The organism is Methylobacterium frigidaeris, assembly GCF_022179185.1.
In the GTDB taxonomy this organism is placed as follows: Bacteria; Pseudomonadota; Alphaproteobacteria; order Rhizobiales; family Beijerinckiaceae; genus Methylobacterium; species Methylobacterium frigidaeris.
In genome coordinates, this window is sequence record NZ_BPQJ01000012.1 from 119,811 (window position 1) to 136,459 (window position 16,649).

18 protein-coding genes and 1 CRISPR repeat array are annotated in these 16,649 nt (G+C 72.6%); of the genes, 8 read left to right on the forward strand and 10 right to left on the reverse strand.

Annotation, left to right across the window (positions count from 1 at the left end; genetic code table 11):
* Positions 1 to 21: 21 nt before the first annotated feature.
* The 4 genes from MFF64_RS14695 to MFF64_RS14710 form a co-directional block, all read right to left on the reverse strand.
* Positions 22 to 1,437 (reverse strand): amidase, encoded by a 1,416-nt coding sequence (locus MFF64_RS14695; protein WP_238191326.1) that lies wholly within the window; start codon positions 1,435 to 1,437, stop codon positions 22 to 24.
* 18 nt (positions 1,438 to 1,455) lie between these two features.
* Positions 1,456 to 2,574 carry a glycosyltransferase family 2 protein gene (locus MFF64_RS14700; RefSeq protein WP_099905968.1) on the reverse strand — a complete coding sequence of 373 codons (1,119 nt, stop codon included), beginning with the start codon at positions 2,572 to 2,574 and terminating at the stop codon, positions 1,456 to 1,458.
* Positions 2,571 to 3,317, reverse strand: coding sequence for a lysophospholipid acyltransferase family protein (locus tag MFF64_RS14705; RefSeq protein ID WP_099905972.1), 747 nt, complete (start codon positions 3,315 to 3,317; stop codon positions 2,571 to 2,573). Before MFF64_RS14705 ends, MFF64_RS14700 begins: the two co-directional genes overlap by 4 nt.
* 77 nt (positions 3,318 to 3,394) lie before the next feature.
* Positions 3,395 to 4,927, reverse strand: a complete 1,533-nt coding sequence (locus MFF64_RS14710; RefSeq protein WP_425324399.1) for a phytoene desaturase family protein — start codon at positions 4,925 to 4,927, stop codon at positions 3,395 to 3,397.
* A 185-nt stretch (positions 4,928 to 5,112) separates the two neighbouring features.
* Here MFF64_RS14710 and MFF64_RS14715 point away from each other — a divergent pair, with 185 nt between their 5' ends.
* From MFF64_RS14715 to MFF64_RS14730, 4 genes are all read left to right on the forward strand, one after another.
* Positions 5,113 to 5,406, forward strand: a complete 294-nt coding sequence (locus MFF64_RS14715; protein WP_099905964.1) for a hypothetical protein — start codon at positions 5,113 to 5,115, stop codon at positions 5,404 to 5,406.
* 196 nt (positions 5,407 to 5,602) lie between these two features.
* Positions 5,603 to 5,728 (forward strand): type B 50S ribosomal protein L36, encoded by a 126-nt coding sequence (ykgO, locus tag MFF64_RS14720; RefSeq protein ID WP_012334921.1) that lies wholly within the window; start codon positions 5,603 to 5,605, stop codon positions 5,726 to 5,728.
* 82 nt (positions 5,729 to 5,810) lie between these two features.
* Entirely contained in the window at positions 5,811 to 6,428 is a 618-nt protein-coding gene (locus tag MFF64_RS14725) for a tetratricopeptide repeat protein (RefSeq protein ID WP_099905962.1), read from the forward strand.
* Between the two features lie 12 nt (positions 6,429 to 6,440).
* Positions 6,441 to 7,463 (forward strand): alpha/beta fold hydrolase, encoded by a 1,023-nt coding sequence (locus MFF64_RS14730; RefSeq protein ID WP_238191328.1) that lies wholly within the window; start codon positions 6,441 to 6,443, stop codon positions 7,461 to 7,463.
* Between the two features lie 6 nt (positions 7,464 to 7,469).
* Here MFF64_RS14730 and MFF64_RS14735 read toward each other — a convergent pair whose 3' ends face one another.
* Positions 7,470 to 7,979 carry a GNAT family N-acetyltransferase gene (locus MFF64_RS14735; RefSeq protein WP_099906255.1) on the reverse strand — a complete coding sequence of 170 codons (510 nt, stop codon included), beginning with the start codon at positions 7,977 to 7,979 and terminating at the stop codon, positions 7,470 to 7,472.
* Between the two features lie 87 nt (positions 7,980 to 8,066).
* Between MFF64_RS14735 and MFF64_RS14740 the strand changes: the two genes are divergently transcribed.
* On the forward strand, positions 8,067 to 8,561 hold the full coding sequence (locus tag MFF64_RS14740; protein ID WP_133123653.1) for a hypothetical protein: 495 nt from the start codon (positions 8,067 to 8,069) through the stop codon (positions 8,559 to 8,561).
* A gap of 63 nt (positions 8,562 to 8,624) precedes the next feature.
* Here the strand turns inward: MFF64_RS14740 and MFF64_RS14745 are convergent, their stop codons facing one another.
* From MFF64_RS14745 to MFF64_RS14765, 5 genes are all read right to left on the reverse strand, one after another.
* Entirely contained in the window at positions 8,625 to 8,795 is a 171-nt protein-coding gene (locus MFF64_RS14745; RefSeq protein ID WP_165795824.1) for a hypothetical protein, read from the reverse strand.
* Between the two features lie 292 nt (positions 8,796 to 9,087).
* Positions 9,088 to 10,524: a pyruvate kinase gene (pyk, locus tag MFF64_RS14750; protein ID WP_099906259.1), complete on the reverse strand. Its 1,437-nt coding sequence runs from the start codon at positions 10,522 to 10,524 to the stop codon at positions 9,088 to 9,090.
* A gap of 331 nt (positions 10,525 to 10,855) precedes the next feature.
* A CRISPR array of direct repeats spans positions 10,856 to 11,859; the repeat unit is 29 nt; unit sequence CGGTTCATCCCCGCGCCTGCGGGGAACAC.
* Positions 11,860 to 11,975: 116 nt separating this feature from the next.
* The gene (locus MFF64_RS14755) at positions 11,976 to 12,431 is read right to left on the reverse strand and encodes a DUF1036 domain-containing protein (RefSeq protein ID WP_099906261.1); all 456 of its coding nucleotides are present in this window, start codon (positions 12,429 to 12,431) and stop codon (positions 11,976 to 11,978) included.
* A complete protein-coding gene (locus tag MFF64_RS14760; RefSeq protein WP_207768203.1) occupies positions 12,403 to 13,689 on the reverse strand; it encodes a glycerate kinase type-2 family protein in 1,287 nt (428 codons plus the stop codon). The genes MFF64_RS14755 and MFF64_RS14760 overlap by 29 nt, the downstream gene beginning before the upstream one ends.
* Positions 13,690 to 13,785: 96 nt before the next feature.
* Positions 13,786 to 14,718 carry a DMT family transporter gene (locus tag MFF64_RS14765; RefSeq protein WP_238191330.1) on the reverse strand — a complete coding sequence of 311 codons (933 nt, stop codon included), beginning with the start codon at positions 14,716 to 14,718 and terminating at the stop codon, positions 13,786 to 13,788.
* A 161-nt stretch (positions 14,719 to 14,879) separates the two neighbouring features.
* On the opposite strand from MFF64_RS14765, the gene MFF64_RS14770 reads away from it, so the two are divergent.
* The 3 genes from MFF64_RS14770 (at position 14,880) to MFF64_RS14780 (ending at position 16,519) form a co-directional block, all read left to right on the forward strand.
* Complete coding sequence (locus MFF64_RS14770) at positions 14,880 to 15,641, forward strand: N-formylglutamate amidohydrolase (protein WP_099900768.1); 762 nt, start codon at positions 14,880 to 14,882, stop codon at positions 15,639 to 15,641.
* Positions 15,642 to 15,697: 56 nt separating this feature from the next.
* Entirely contained in the window at positions 15,698 to 16,003 is a 306-nt protein-coding gene (locus MFF64_RS14775) for a DUF1244 domain-containing protein (protein WP_238191333.1), read from the forward strand.
* 258 nt (positions 16,004 to 16,261) lie between these two features.
* Complete coding sequence (locus tag MFF64_RS14780) at positions 16,262 to 16,519, forward strand: DUF2312 domain-containing protein (RefSeq protein WP_236012505.1); 258 nt, start codon at positions 16,262 to 16,264, stop codon at positions 16,517 to 16,519.
* Positions 16,520 to 16,649: the final 130 nt, after the last annotated feature.

The following is a 16,649-nucleotide window of genomic DNA, read 5'->3' on the forward strand; positions in this document are numbered from 1 at the left end:
CCCAGGCAGGCGGCCGCGCCCTCACCCCCGATACATCACCCGCGGCTCCGCCAGGATCGGCCAGGGATGGGACGCCTCGTAGGCGCGCGACGCCGCGAGCACCGCCGCATCCGCCCCCATCGGGCCGACGATCTGCAGGCCGACCGGCAGGCCGGCTTGCGTCAGCCCGCAGGGCACGCTCGCAGCCGGCTGGCCGGTGAGGTTGAAGGGGTAGGAGAACGGGGTCCAGTTCAGCCAGTCGTCGCCGAACCGACCGTCCGGCGGCGTCAGGTTGCCGGCGGTGAAGGCGGGGGTCGCGAGGGACGGGGTCAGGAGCAGGTCATAGGTCTGGTGGAAGCGCGCCATGGCGGTGAACAGCGCGCCGCGGGCGTTGAGGGCGGCGACGAAATCCGGCGCCGCGATTTGCCGCCCGCGCTCGGCCGCCGCCCGCAGGGCCGGCTCGACGAGACCGCGCCGCTCCTCCGGGATCGCCCGCAGCACGCACCAGGCGCCGACGAGCCAGATCCCGTTCAGGGTCTCGACCGGGTCGGAAAAGCCCGGATCGGCTTCTTCCACGATCGCGCCGAGTTCGGCGAAGCGCCGAGCCGCCGCCTCGGTCAGGCGCGCCACCTCGGGATCGATGGTGGTGGCGAAGCCGAGGCGGGGGCTCCAGGCGACGCGCAGGCCCCGAACCCCGCCCTCCAGGCCGGCGAGATAGTCCGGCGGCTCGGCGAGGAAGGCCGCCATGTCGCGGGAATCGGGCCGGGCGATGGCCTGCATCATCAGGGCGGAATCGCGCACGCCGCGGGTCATCGGCCCGAGATGCGCCACCGGCCCGAAGGGCGAGGGCGGGAAGGCCGGCACCCGGCCGTAGGAGGGTTTGAGCCCGTAGATGCCGCAGAAGGCGGCCGGAATGCGGATCGAGCCCGCCCCGTCGGTGCCGATATGCAGGAGGCCGAGATTGAGCGCCGCCGCCGCCGCGGCCCCGGCCGAGGAGCCGCCGGTGGTCGTCCGCGTGTCCCAGGGGTTGCGGGTCGAGCCGGTCTGGGTCGAATCGCCGAGGCCCTTCCAGCCGAATTCCGGCATCGTGGTCTTAGCGAGCGGGATGGCGCCGGCCTCGAGGAGCCGGTCGACGATGGGGGCGTTCTCGGTGGCGGGCGTGTCGGGGGTGGTGAGCGAGCCGCGGCGCATCGGATGGCCGGCCCAGGCGATGTTGTCCTTGACCGTGAAGGTCACGCCGTCGAGGGGGCCGAGGGGCTCGCCCCTGGCCCACCGGGCCTCGGAGGCCGCCGCCTTCTCCATCGCGCCGTCGCGGTCGACCAGCACGAAGGCGTCGAGGTCCGGTCCGAACCGGTCGATGCGTGCGAGGGCATCCGACACCGCCTCCCGCGGCGAGAGTGTGCGGTCGCGGTAGGCGTGGAGCGTCGCGGTGCCGTCGAGGTCGCGGATCTCGGTCATGCTGTCTCTCTCATCAACTCACCCGGCCGGATAGGTGCGCCCCTTCCAGGTGGCGACCCCGGCCCGGCGCGGGCGCAGGAGCGCGTTCCATTGCAAGGCCAGCGCCAGCGCCACGGTGAGGGGATGGAGCGGGATCGTCCAGGGTTCCTCGCGGGTGAACAGCGTGATCGCAGCCCGCGTGCCGAGGGAGAGGGCGAGGGCTGCCCCCGCCATGGGCAGGCTGCCGGTGCCGAGGAGGGCGGCGAGGACGAGGACCAGCGGCAGCACGTGGCCGCCGCCGAGCAGCAGGGTCCAGACCGGCAGGGCGCGGGGCGTCGCCAGCCCCTCGTGAGCGTTCTTCGAGAAGCCGGCCCACGCCTGGGCAAAGTCCGTGTACATCCGGCAGGTCGCGAGGCCGGACGCCGCCACGAGGTCGGTGGTCAGGCCGGCCCGGCGGAACACCCGGGGCAGCCGCACGCCGTCATGCAGGCTCTCGCGGATCGCGGCGTGGCCGCCGACCCGGCGATACGCCTTCGCCTCGACCAGCACCAGCTGGCCGCAGGCCGCTCCGAGGGCGGGGTCCCGGAGGCGGCGCATCAGCGGGATCGGCAGGTAGCCGAGTAGCAGAAGGTTGATCATCGGCACGGTCAGGCGCTCGCCCCACGTCCCGGTGATCTGCCGGGGCACGCCGCTGACGAGGGCCGCGCCGGCCGCATCGGCCGCGGCCGCCAGGGACGCGGCGCCGTGGGGCGCGAGGCGCACGTCGGCGTCGATGAACAGCAGGTGGCGCCCGGTCGCGGCCTCACCGAGGACGTGGCAGGCGTGGTTCTTGCCGGTCCAGCCCGCGGGCAGGGGCGGCACGGCGATCAGGCGGAGACGCGCATCGCCGGCGGCGATCGCGGTCACGATCGCCGCCGTTCCGTCCGTCGAGTGGTCGTCGGCGACGATCACCTCGATCGGAGCGCCGGTGCTGGCCAAAGCCGCCGCCAGGGTCGGGCGGATGTTGGCCGCCTCGTTGCGGGCCGGGATCAGGATCGAGACGACCCCGTCCGGCGTTGGCGTCCGGGATGCCCGCCTTCGCAGAGCCAGCAGGTTGGCAAGCGCCAGGGCTGCCGGCAGTAGCGCCAGGGCGAGGGCGGCGAGGGCCAGCACGGTCACGGCGCCCGTCCCTCGCGGTGGCCCGGCACGAAGCGGCGCCCGGTGAGCGCCGCCACCGCCCGATGCCAGGCATCGTAGACGCCGCCGACGCCGCGCCGCCCCTCCAGCAGGGAGGTGAAGCGGGCGGGATCGCGGCTCTGCACGTCGGCGCCGAGGCGGTCGAGGGTAGCGGTCAGGTCGGCCTCCAGGCGGGCGAGGCGGTCCGGGCGGGGCAGGGCGAGGAGGTCGCGGGCGGGAATCCCCGGCCCGAAGGCGGCGCAGGCCTCCGCCCCGCGCTCCTCCCAGAACGCGTAATCGAGGGCGAGCGGCACGAACAGGGCATCGGGCGCCAGTTCCGCCAGTCGCGCGACCCCGGCGCGCAAGCCGAGCGGCCGCTCGCGCACGTCGCTGAAGCGGCCCTGCGCGGTGATCCACAGCACCCGCCCGGGCCGCTCCAGGATCTTTCGCGAGGCGGCCATGAACGCGGCCGCGCCGCGAGGGCTGTCGAGATCGACCCCGAAGGCGCCCATGCGGGAAAAGATGCGGTAGCGGGCGAGCATCGCGGCGTCGAACGGCGCGTAGCTCTCGGCCGCCGGAAAGAAGCGTTGGGCGAGGAGAATGATCAGCGCCGCGTCCCACCAGGCCGGGTGGTTGCAGTAGATCACCACCGGCCCGGCATCGTCCGCGGCCGGGGGCTGCCCCCACTCCGCCAGACGCAGGGCGTTGAGGTGGCGCCTCACGTAGCGGGCGAAGTACACGCCCATGAAGCGCCAGATGGCAGGGGAGCGGGCCGCGACCGGGTCCGGCGGCAAGGCCCGCCCGGCTGAGCTGGCCCGCCCGCTCACGAGGCCGCCTTCAGGGCCTCGGCGCCGCCGCGGGCGTCCTGGTCGAGGGCGTCGGCGGCGATCCAGCCCGACATCATCACCATCGGCATGCCGGGCCCCGGATGGGCGGCGCCACCGGCGAGGTAGAGGCCGCGCACCTCCCGCGAGCGGTTGCCGGGCTTGAACGCCCCCATGATCCGGCCGTGGGAGGCGAGGCCGTAGATCGCGCCGTTCAGCACCTTGTAGCGCGAATGGATGTCGGCCGGGGTCAGGTGGCGCTCGACCACGATGCGCTCCTCGATATCCGGCATGCCGGCGGTGCGCTTGAGCTTGTCGAGGATTTTTTGCCGGTAGGCCGGCAGCATCTGCGACCAGTCGTGGTGCGGGCGCAGATACGGGGTGTGGACCAGCACGTAGAGCGCCTCGCCGCCCTCCGGCGCCACCGACGGATCGGTGATGCTCGGCGCGGCGAGGTAGGCGGTCGGGTCCGGCGCCGGCTCGCCCTTGCGGTAGATCGCGTCGAACTCCTCCTCGGGGTCGCGCGAGAACACGAAGTCGTGGTGGGCGAGGTGGTCGTAGCGCTTGTTGAGGCCGAGATAGAGCACCACGCCCGAGCAGGCCGGCTCGAAGCTGCGCTTCTCATAGGTGCGGCCGACCTCGCCGCCGACGAGCTCGCGGTAGGTGCGCACCGCGTCCATGTTGGAGATGACCTTGTCGTAGGGCACCACGCCGCCGCCGACCCGCACGCCCTTCACCGCGCCGTTCTCGATCGCGACGCCCTCGACCTCGCTGTCGGCCTTGAGGGTGGCGCCGAGATCGCCGGCGAGCTTCATCAGCCCCTCGGCCACCGCCCGCGTGCCGCCCATCGGGTACCAGACCCCGTCGGCGGTCTGCATGTGGGCGATGGCGCAGAGCACCGCCGGCGCGCCGTAGGGCGAGGAGCCGACATATTGCACGAAGTGGTCGAGCATCTGGGCGAGGCGCGCGTCGCGCACCTTGCCCCGGATGGTGCCGGCGACCGAGGCGTGCATGCGCAGGGAGAGCACGTCGCGCAGGGTGCCGGGATTGAGGTTGGCGCGGATGTCGATCGTGTCGAACAGGTCCTGCACCGGCTTCCAGAAGAAGAATTTTTCCGAGACGCCGTGCAGGTGCTCGGACAGGGCGAGGAAGCGCCGGTAGCCCTCGCCGGCATTCTGGCCGGGGGCGAAGCGGTCCATCTCGGCCGCCATGGCCGAGACGTTCTCCATCAGGTCGATGCGGCTGCCGTCGTCGAAGAAGCAGCGCCATTGCGGGTCGAGGCGGCGCAGGTCCATGTAATCGTGCACCGAGCGGCCGGACTCGGCGAAGATGCGCTCCAGGACGCGGGGCACCGTCAGGATGGTCGGCCCCATGTCGAAGCGGAAGCCGCCCTCGTGCAGGACCGCGGCCTTGCCGCCGATCCAGGCATTCTTGTCGTAGAGGGTGACGTCGTGTCCTCGCGCAGCGGCCACGCAGGCCGCCGCCAGACCGCCCAACCCGCCGCCGACCACCGCGACCGAGGTCCCCGCCATCACGCCTCTCCCGAGCGGGCGACGCGCCCGTTCCGGACAAGCTAGGCCCGGGGTGGGACCGGTCAACGCGGGAGGAGCGGCACACGTTGCCGCGCCGGAGGCATTCCTCGCGGTCAGGGACCCGTGCCGCCCCCGGCGGGTTGACCCGGAAGAATGCGGTCACCCTGCACCGGAGACACCCCCTCATGAAGACGACACTCGCCCTCGCCGGCCTCCTCGGCCTGGCTCTCGCCGGCCCGGCTCTGGCGCAGGAGGCCCTCGACATCACCGTGAGCCCGCGCGCGACGCCGGCCGACCCGCTCGCGACCGGCAGCGTGCGGACGGTGCGGCCGAACCCGAACGTCACGCCGAGCAACCCGATGGGAGTCGTCGGCTTCGACGGCCCGCCCGGAGGCACCACCAGCGTGATCGGCGACGACGAGCCGCTCGCCCCCGGCTCGCCCGCCGCGACCCCGAATGCGCCCTTCTCCCGGCCCTGAGCGGCAGCCTGCCCGCGACCTTTTCGCCCGGGTCCGGTTGACTTCCCGGGTCTCCGCCGGGTAAGTCACGCGCCTCCGCACGGGCGGTGCTCCGCATCGCCCGGCGTCGGCGTTCGTCCTTTGCCGGGCGGAGGCCGCGAGCCCGTTTTCCCATCCGCGCCCGGGCGTTCCGGCGCACCGACGTGAGATCAGACCGATGAAGATCCGCAACTCGCTGAAGTCGCTTCGCGGCCGGCACCGTGACAACCAGCTCGTGCGCCGCAAGGGCCGGGTCTACGTCATCAACAAGACCCAGAAGCGCTACAAGGCCCGCCAGGGCTGAGGCAGACGCGTGGCTCGCCGCGGGACGAACCGCGGCAAGCCATCGCGTTGACGGGACCGCGCCGGCGCCGGACAGTGCCCGCATGCGCCGTCTCCCTCTTCCGATCTGCATGATGGCCGGCCTCCTCGGAGCGCCGGCTTTCGTCGTTTCGGCGACCGCCCCGGTGGTCGCGGCCCCGAAGGACGCTCCCAAGGAGGCGCCAAAGGACGCGTCACGCGCGCCCGTCACCCTCGACGATCTGTTCGCCCGGCTGAAGGCGGCCAAGGACGATGCCGAGGCCCGCGGCGTCGCCCAGCTGATCGAGCGCCGCCTCGACCGCTCCGGCAGCGACACCGTCGACCTCCTGGCGAGCCGCGCGGCGGAGGCGATGCAGGCCAAGGACTACCCGCTCGCCGTCGAGCTCCTCGACCGGGTGACCGTGCTGGAGCCGGGCTGGGCCGAGGGCTGGAGCCGGCGCGCCACCGCCTTCTACCTGCTCGAGGACCAGGCGAGCGCGCTCGCCGACCTGCACAAGACCCTGACCCTGGAGCCGCGCCACTTCGAGGCCTGGGCGGCGCTCGCCCACATCTACATGGCGAGCGACGACAAGAGCCGGGCGCTCGCCGCTTTCCGCCGCGCCGAGGCGATCTATCCCCGCATGGGCAAGGTGCACGAGGCGATCGAGCGCCTCGCCCCCGACGTCGACGGCCGCGACCTGTGACCGCCCGGCCGCATGCGCCGGCGTGAGCGGCGGATCGCCCGCGTGCTGACCCTGATCGCCGGCCTCCTGGGCGGCCTCGTCCTGGCGCTCGTCGCCGCGGGATTGCTCGCGACCTGGATCATCACCTGGGTGGTTGAGGCGCGCTATCCCCCGGCGGGACGGCGGGTGGCGGTGGAGGGCGGGTATCTCGCGGTGCTGGAGGCCGGGCCCGGGGAGGGTGCGCCCAGCCGCGGCACGGTCGTGCTCCTGCACGGTGCCTCCGCCAACGCCATGGACCCGATGCAGGCGATCGGCCGGCGGCTCGCCGGCGACGGCTTCCGGGTGCTCTCCTTCGACCGGCCGGGCTTCGGCTACAGCGACCGCATCGCCCCGGACGCCGCCTCCCCGGCGGTGCAGGCGCGGCTGATCAGCGAGGCGCTGGCCGCCCTCAAGCTCGGCCCGGCGCTGATCGTCGGCCATTCCTGGTCCGGGGCGCTAGCCACCGCCATCGCCCTCGACCATCCGGAGCGGGTCGCCGGCCTGGCCCTGCTCGCGCCGGTGAGCCATCCCTGGCCGGGTGGCTCGGTCGGGGGCTACGCCGCCTGGTACCGCTCGCTGCCCGGGCGGATGCTCCTCACCCTCGCCACCTACACGGTCGCGGCGCCCCTCGGGCTCGCCTATCTCGACCGCTTCGCCGAGGTGGTCTTCCGCCCGCAAGGCCTGCCCGACGGCTACATCGACGGCGCGAGAGTGCCGCTGGTGCTGCGTCCCTCGACCTTCGGGGCGAACCTGCGTGACCTCGACGGGCTCTACGCCTTCCTCCAGCAGCAGAGCCCGCGCTACCGCGCGATCACCGCCCCCACGGTGATCGTCGCCGGCGACGCCGACCCGGTGGTGAAGACCGGCGTGCACGCCGAGGCTCTGGCCCGCGAGGTGCCGGGCGCCAAGCTCGTGGTGCTGCCGGGCGTCGGCCACATGCTCCAGTACGTCGCCGCCGACACGGTGGTGGCTGAGATCGAGGCACTGGCGGCGCGGGAGCGGGTGGGGGCGGAATAGGGGCTCTCAGGCATCGAGGGTCCAGACGTCCAGCGTGCGGCCCGCCCGCGATACCGTCCCCGTCCGCACGCCTCCGAGCTTGGCCGCCACCCGCGCCGACCCCTCGTTGCGCGGGTCGATCTGGGCGAGGACCGGCATCGCCCCGTGTGTCTCGCGCAGCCAGTGCAGCAAGGCGCGACCGGCCTCGGTCGCGTAGCCCTGGCCCCAGCCGCGGCGGCTCAGCGCGTAGACCAGAAGAGGATCGGCGGCGGCGGGCGGGTGGAACAGCCCGAGACGCCCGGCGAACCCCTCGGCATCCGCCACACCCATCATGCCGTAGCCGCGCAGGCTCCACTGGCGCCGCGATCCCGCCACCCGGGCGGCGATATCGTCGATCGACGGCGGATCACCCTCGTGCATGTAGCGGCCGACCACTTCGTCGTGCGCGAGCGCATGCAGGGCGGCATGGTCCGCCTCGCCGAGGGCTCTCAGCGTCAGCCGGGCGGTGCGGAGGATCGGGATCGCGGGCGTGTCCATAGGGCACGAGCTTGCCCGAGTGCAGTTTCGCGAGAAAGCCCGGATCAGCGATTGGCGGACCTCAGGGCAGCCTTCATGATCTCCTGCATGGACGACACCGTCACCACCACCGTCGCGTCGCTGATCGGCCTGCCCTGCTGGGGCGTCGAGCGCGGGCAGGGCAGCATCCTCTCCTTCGAATTTGGATCACCGCGCCTCTTCGTGCGCGACCCGCACGTATCGACCTCGTCCTCCGCCCGGCTGCGGGAATCGGCGGCGCGGCGGGTCGTCAAACCGGTCGGGGAGTGGAACCTCTTCGCCTTCTGCTGCCACTGGCGCGTCAGCAGCTCCGGGGAGGTTCTGGCCGATGACGACAGCCCGCCCGCGCGGATCGAGGCCGCCGCGCAGGCGATGGACGGCAGGACACTGATAGCGTTCGCGCTCGAAGCTGCGTCACGGCAGGCCGTCTTCTCGTTCGACCTCGGGGCGAGCTTGACGACGTGGCCCTGCGCGTCGGAGGACGACGAGCAGTGGTCGCTCGACCTGCCGGGCGAGCGCGTCCTGACCTACCGACGGCCTCGCCAGCCTCGGCGCCGCCGATGAGGAACCGGAGCAGGCGGTCTGGCGGGCCGTTGCGCGGAGCGTCCGTATTCCGTAGCGCCGGCGTTACGGCAGCGGCTTGAGCCGGCGGGTGAAGTCCGTCAGCTCGTCGATGTCCCAGCCGGTGCCGTTGTTCCAGAAGTCCAGCAGTTCGGCATGGTTGAGGCGCACCCAAGCCCGCACCAGGTCTCCGGCTTGCCGGGACTGGACGGTGCCGATGAAGTCGTCGCGCACCATCGGGTCGGGTCCGATCGAGACGATGAGGCAGGGCGCATCGCCCTTCGGCGTTTCGGCGTCTCGGCGTACCACTTCACCCGCGGGCCGTGGGCCCCGAGACGCGACGAGACGAAGGTCGTGCCCGGAACGTTCGTATGCTTCCGGCCGAGATTGGTCATCTCGAAATCCACGTCATCGGCGAAGTCGTCCGGTGGCGGCCGGCTTCGAGCGCCCCAATCGCGCAGAAGGGTGGCTGACATCCAGGCCTCCGTGGTCGCAGCCGGTCCAGGATAGCAGCAAACCGGCCCGGGCCTCACGCCTTCGCCGCATGCTCCGGCGTCACCGTCGCGATGCGCACGAGGTTCGTGGCGCCCGGCGTGCCGAAGGGCAGGCCCGCCACCACGATCACCCGGTCGCCGACGCCCGCGAAGGACTCGCGCACCGCGAACTTGCAGGCGCGGAACGACATGTCGTCGATGTCGCTGGCGTCGTTGGTGACGATCGGGTGGGTGCCCCAGGCCAGCGCCAGCCGCCGCGCCGTCTCGCGCTTCGGGGTGAGCGCGATCACCGTGGCATCGGGCCGGGCGCGGACGAGGCGCAGGGCCGTCGAGCCGGAGGCGGTCCAGGCCATCACGGCCTTGAGGCCGAGGGTGTCGGCGATCTGATGGGCGGCGGCCGCGATGGCGTCGGAGGCGGTCGCTTCCGGCTGGTTGCGCTGCGCCGCGATGATCGACCAGTAGATCCCGTCGCGCTCGACCTGCTCGGCGATGCGGTTCATCGTCGAGACCGCCTCGACCGGAAACGCACCCGACGCGCTCTCGGCCGAGAGCATCACGGCGTCCGCTCCCTCGTAGACCGCGGTCGCCACGTCCGAGACCTCGGCCCGGGTCGGCACCGGGGCGGTGATCATCGATTCGAGCATCTGGGTCGCCACCACCACCGGCTTGCCGAGGCGGCGCGCCCCGCGGGTGATGCGCTTCTGCACGCCCGGCACCTGCTCCAGCGGCATCTCGACCCCGAGATCGCCGCGGGCGACCATCAGCCCGTCGGCCACCGCCATGATCGCGTCGAGGGCCGCCACCGCCTGCGGCTTCTCGATCTTGGCCATCACCAGGGCCTTCCCTTGCGCCACCGCCTTGACCTCGGCGACGTCCTCCGGGCGCTGCACGAACGACACCGCGATCCAGTCGGCGCCGGCGGCGAGGCCGGCCTCGAGGTCGAGGCGGTCCTTCTCGGTCATCGCCGCCACCGGGATCGTGGTGTCGGGCAGGGACACGCCCTTGCGGTTGGAGATCCGTCCGCCGGTCACCACCCGGGTCACCGCCCGGCCGGGCCCGACCTCGGTCACGACGAGGCGCAGCTTGCCGTCGTCGACGATCACCGCGTGGCCGGGTTCGAGCGCCGAGAGGATCTCGGGATGGGGCAGGTGGACCCGGGTCGCACCGCCCGGCGTCGGATCGTCGTCGAGGACGAAGCTCTGGCCGTTCTCGATCGCCGCCGCGTCCGCGGCGAAGCGCCCGACCCGGAGCTTCGGCCCCTGCAGGTCGACCAGCACGGCGATCGGGCGCTTGAGCTTCTGCTCGATGCCCCGGATCGTCGCGACCCGCTCGCTCAGCCGCTCGCGGGGCAGGTGGCTCATGTTGATGCGGAACACGTCGGCGCCCGCCGCGAACAGCGCCTCGATCACCGCCGGATCCTCGGAGGCCGGGCCGAGGGTCGCGACGATCTTGGTGCGGCGGGCGCGCTTCATGGGGGTGTCGTCCGAGGGATAGGGATGGGGGAGGATGGCTCGTACGGAAAGCCGGTCGGCGAGCCCGGGTCAATTGGCGTTTTGGCGTTGGGGATCGGTTGCGGGTGATGGGGTAGGGGCAGGCGGCCAGCCCTGCGGCCTCTCTCTTCCCGGCTCGGTTTTGTGACTACAAAATCCATGACGATCGTGTTCGATGAACTGAAGCTGGGAACGGCTCTGCCAGCACCTCGAAGGCTGACCCGACCCCTCCCGCCTGCACGCAGGAGGATTCGGACGCCGCCCGCGCCTGCGGGGAACACGCAACCTCGGTGTTCCGGTTCGGCACCAAGCTCGGTTCATCCCCGCGCCTGCGGGGAACACGGGGCCGCCGGCGCCTTGGGAGCCTTCGGGGCCGGTTCATCCCCGCGCCTGCAGGGAACACATTGTCGAGATTTGCTCGTTTCGGGAGATACACGGTTCATCCCCGCGCCTGCGGGGAACACCTCAACCTCGCGCTGGCGCCGGTACCCGATGGCGGTTCATCCCGGCGCCTGCGGGGAACACGGCAGACCGCGCTGCACGCTGCGAACCCGCCACGGTTCATCCCCACGCCTGCGGGGAACACGCAGACCAGCGACAGCACGACGAGCAGCGCGCAGGTTCATCCCCGCGCCTGCGGGGAACACCACGGAGAGATCGACCCGCAGCGTTACAGTGCCGGTTCATCCCCGCGCCTGCGGGGAACACGCGGTCGGCGCGCTCGACGACGCGGTGGCCGCCGGTTCATCCCCGCGCCTGCGGGGAACACGGCGTTCTCGGCCTCCAGTTCGGCGATTGCCGCGGTTCATCCCCGCGCCTGCGGGGAACACGGCAGGTTGGTCGCCTCCGATGCGTTGGGTTGCGGTTCATCCCCGCGCCTGCGGGGAACACAGCCTTCGTGCCGTCCATGCGCCACACGTCGACGGTTCATCCCCGCGCCTGCGGGGAACACTACCAAACCCGGGCTATAGCCTCACTAAGATCCGGTTCATCCCCGCGCCTGCGGGGAACACCCGCATATGCTCATCGATCCAGGGCTCCCCAGCGGTTCATCCCCGCGCCTGCGGGGAACACGCGTGCCCATCATTCCGTCACCGGTTGTCTGTCGGTTCATCCCCGCGCCTGCGGGGAACACAGCGCCATGCGGCGGCGCCACTCGATCGCCGCCGGTTCATCCCCGCGCCTGCGGGGAACACAGCCTCCGCCCCCACGAGATCATGGCCCTCGACGGTTCATCCCCGCGCCTGCGGGGAACACGGAGCGGATCTCAAAGCCGGCCATCAGCGCGCGGTTCATCCCCGCGCCTGCGGGGAACACTCCTTCTGGAAGTGACTGATGCACTTGGCATTTCCCGATGTCAAAGAACGCACCGGCGTTCCCCGCCCGTTCCCGGGCGCCTCAGCCGGCTCCAAAACGCACCGCTCTACCCCACCTCACGGCCCCGCCCGCCCCGGATCCGTCAGCTGGATCGTCCAGCTCTTCTGCTCGCCCGTATCGACCTCGAAGAAGCCGTTGCGGTCGTAGCCGCGGGCCAAACAGTCCTCGACGCCGCGGATGGTGAACTCGCGGTCGCGGGTGCACATCAGGGACCGGCCGCTCCACTCGCCACCGCGATCGTAATCGACCGCGAAGACGTAGTAGTAGCGGGCGGCGAGCGCGCCCTTGAGCAAGGTCTCGCAGCCCTTGGCCGAGAGGTTCCACCAGCCCTCCGTCACCCAGCCGCCGGAATCCCGGTAGCCGAGCGCGATGCCGATGCGGCTGCCGGTCATGTTGCACATCCGCAGGTCCGCCCGCGCCGGCCCGGCGCTCACGAGCGCGAGGACAAGGGCGGGCAGGGCGGCGCGGCGGAGGGAGAGGAAGTCAGCCAACCAGGATGATGCGGAGGTCATTGACGTTGGTGCGGGTGGGCCCGGGCCGGACGAGGTCGCCGAGCCGGTCGAAGAACGGGGTCGAGTCGTTCTCTCCCAAGCTCGCCCGCGCGTCGAGCCCCGCCGCCGCCGCACGGGCGAGCGTCGTCGGGTCGATCATCGCCCCGGCCGGGTCGGTAGCCTCGCCGCGGCCGCCATCGGTGCCGTCGGTATCGGCCGAGAGGGCCGAGATGCCGGGGGCGCCGTCGAGGGCGAGGGCGAGGGCCAGGGCATATTCCTGGTTCGGCCCACCCTGGCCCTCGCCCCGGATCGTCACGGTCAGTTCGCCGCCGGAGATCAGCGCCGCCTTTCGTCCGGCGGCGGCCATCTCGCGGGCCAGGCCCGCCTGCGCGGCCGCCACCTCGCGGGCCTCGCCCTCGAGGTCGGCCCCGAGCAGCACCGGCTCGTAGCCGGCCGCGTCCGCGGCGGCAGCGGCAGCGTTCAGGGCATCGACCGGCCGGGCGATGATGCGGAACTCGGTACGGGCGAAGGCGGGATCGCCGGGCTTCGGGCTCTCGTTGGCGGGGTCGTTCAGCAGCGCCTCGGCGGAGGGCGGCAGCGGGATGCCCCGGCGGGCGCAGATCGCACGGGCGTCGGCCAGCGTGGTCGGGTCCGGCACCGTCGGGCCCGAGGCGATCACAGCCGGGTCGTCCCGGGGCACGTCGGAGATCGCGAGCGTCAGGAGCCGGCCGGCGTGGCCGGCGGCCTGGGCCAGTCGCCCGCCCTTGATGCGCGAGAGGTGCTTGCGCACGCAGTTGATCTCGTCGATCGCCGCGCCCGAGCGCAGCAGCGCCCGGGTGATACCCTGCTTCTCCGCCAGCGTCAGGGCGCCCGCCGGCGCGATCCAGTTCGCCGAGCCGCCGCCGGAGAGGAGCACCAGCACGAGGTCGTCCGGGCCGGCCGAGGCCGCGAGGTCGAGGGCGCGCTGCGTCGCCGCGATGCCGGCCGCGTCCGGCACCGGGTGGCCGGCCTCCACCACCTCGATCACCCCGGCGGGCTCGCCGTAGCCGTGGCGGGCCACCGCCAGGCCCGCGATGCGGGCCGGACCGACCCCCTGCGCCCGATAATGCCGCTCGGCGAGGGCCGCCATGCTGGCCCCGGCCTTGCCGGCGCCGAGGATCACCAGCCGCCCGGGCGGCACGGAGGGCAGGTGCGGTATCAGGCAGCCGCGAGGATGGGCGGCCGTGACGCCCGCATCGAGCAGGCGCAGCAGCAGGGCGCGGGTCTCCGAGGCGGGCATTTCGCGGGAAGGGGCATCGGTCACGGGGCGGCTCCTCTGACGGGTTGGTCACGCTTCGGGCCGGCTTCGTGCCGGTCTCGTTCTAGTCTGTTAGAGCTAGGCCTTTCGGGAGGTCCGCCGGGGACGGGCGACGGCGATGCCGGCCAGGATCAGGCCGCCGCCGAGCACCTGGAGGGGGCCGAGGGCTTCGCCGAGGAGGATCCAGGCCAGGATCGCGGCGGCCACCGCCTCCAAGAAGATCACCAGGGAGGAGAAGCCGGCGGGCAGGCGGCCGAGCGCCACCGCGAGCAGGCCCTGGCCGCCGGCATGGCTGACGAGGGCGAGACCCAGGAGCCCGGCGGCGGCACCGGGCGAGTGCGGCAGCACCGGCCGGGTCTCGAGCACGGCGACCGCGCCGAGCAGAACGAGGGCGGTGACGCAGGAGGCCACGAAGGTGACGCGGGCCGCGCCCAGGCCCCGGGCCCGGGCGCGCTCCACGGTCAGGAAGTAGAGGGCGAAGAAGAGCGCGGTGATCACCCCGTCCCGGTCGCCGGCAAGGCGGGCGGGATCGACCTGCACCGACTGTCCGACCAGGGTGGCGCCGCCCACGAGGCAGACGAGGAGACCCACGAGCGTGCGCCCGGCGGGCCGGCGGTCGAGGCCGATCCAGGCGAACACGACCACGAAGACCGGCGCCGTGGTGGCGAAGAAGGTGGCGTTGGCGACGGTGGTCCCCAGGATGGCGAGGTGCCAGAACAGGAGGTCGCCCGAGAAGGCGAGGCCGGCCAGCAGCACCGAGGGCGTCAGGGTGCGGCGCAGATGCGGCGCCCGCGCCTCCTCCCAGCGCATCCAGCCGTAGAGTGCCGGCAGCGCCAGGGCGACGCGCCAGAACGCGCTGGCGAAGGGCCCGACCTCGGGGCTGACGAACCGCACCAGGACCGGCGACAGGCCCATCGCCAGCGCGCCGACGACGAGGGCGGCGAGGGCGGGGCCGAGATCGGCCGCGGGACCGGCGGAGGCGACGAGGCCGGGCAGGGGCGTGCGGGACATCGACGAGGCCTTCGGGGCGCTTCCGGTGCGGGATCTTCCGGATTTCCCACTATGGCAAGTCGCGCCCGGCGTCACCGTGCGGAGCGGATGGAGACGGCCCCGCCATTTGGGTATGGGAGAGAACCCGACGCGACCGCCTCCGACCGATAGCTCAGCTCCCGATGACAGCCCCTATCACTCCCCACCCACCCCAGCCCGTCGAGACGATTCCCGGCGATCCGGCCTGCGGCCTGCTCCTCCTGTGCGACCACGCCTCGAACGCGGTACCGCCGGACCTCGCCGACCTCGGTGTCGCGCGGCCGCATTTCGAGCGGCACATCGCCTACGACATCGGGGCGGCGGCGGTGACGCGCGCGCTCGCCCGCCGGCTCGGGGCGCCCGCACTCCTCACCACCTTCTCGCGCCTCATCATCGATCCCAATCGCGGCCGCACCGACCCGACCCTGGTGATGCGCCTCTCGGACGGGGCGATCGTGCCGGGCAATGCCCGGATCGGGCCGGAGGGGATCGCCGAGCGGCTGGCGCGCTTCTACGACCCCTACGACCGGGCGATCGATGCGGCCGTGGACGCCGCTCTTGCCGCGGGGGCGCCGCCCGCCATCGTGACCGTGCACAGCTTCACCCCGGCCTGGCGCGGGGTGTCGCGGCCCTGGCAGGTCGGCATCCTGTGGGACCGGGACGACCGCCTGGCCGGTCCGCTGATCGCAGGCTTGCGGGCGGACCCGGCCGGGTTCACCGTCGGCGACAACCAGCCCTATGGCGGCGGTCTGCCGGGGGACACGATCGATCGTCACGCCATGGCGCGGGGGCTGCCCAACGCCCTGATCGAGATCCGCCAGGACCTGATCGGCGACGCGGCCGGGGCGGAGGAGTGGGCCGCGCGCTTCGCCACCCTCCTGGGGCCGTTGGTCGCCCGCGCTTGACCGGGCGGGAGCCGGCTCCCCACCTCACGGTTCAGGATCTTTCGAAGGGATTCCCGATGGACGGCATCGACGAGACCACCCGCACCGAGCTCGAGGCTGCGGTCTTCCGCCGCCTGGTGTCGCACCTCCAGGGGCGCACCGACGTGCAGAACATCGACCTGATGAATCTCGCGGGGTTCTGCCGCAACTGCCTGTCGAACTGGCTCAAGGACGCGGCGGATGCCCGCGGCCTGCCGCTCACCAAGGACCAGAGCCGCGAGCACGTCTACGGCATGCCCTACGACGAGTGGAAGGCGCGCCACCAGAACGAGGCGACCCCGGAGCAGGCGGCGGCCTTCGCGGCGCGGACGGAGAAGCACTGAGGGGCCGCCCGCGCGGGTGCGGGCGGAGAAGCATTGGGGGGCCACCCCGCGGGACGCGGACGGCGGGGCACCGACGGGATCGGAGCGCGCCGAATCCGGCCGCGCAAGAACTCGGTAAGGTTGCGCATCTATCAAGATCCGGGAGGGTGGGCCGCGAAGGCCGCCATCCGTCAGTGGGTTGGGGTGCCTGATGGCCGCGTCCGCCCGCGGCGGCACGACAACCCATCGGCAAGGAGACCGTGAATGAACGCGCACAGCATGCCGGACGCCGACGTCGCCTCGTCGGGCGTCGCCGCCGAGGAGCTCAAGCAGTTCATCGAGCGCATCGAGCGCCTGGAGGAGGAGAAAGCCGGCCTCCAGGGCGACATCAAGGACGTGATGCTGGAGCTCAAGGGCCGCGGCTTCGACGTCAAGGCGGTGCGCACCATCCTGCGCCTGCGCAAGAAGGACCATTCGGAGCGCCAGGAGGAGGAGGCGATCCTGGAGCTGTACATGCAGGCGCTGGGGATGGCGTAGGGGCGAGCGACCCGTTTCACCGCGTCGCACGAGGCACCGGTTTTCCTCTTCCCGCGGCGCGTGGCGGTCTTCCTGCGGCGCGTGGCGGTCTTCCTGCGGCGCGTGGCGGTCTTCCTGCGGCGCGTGGCGG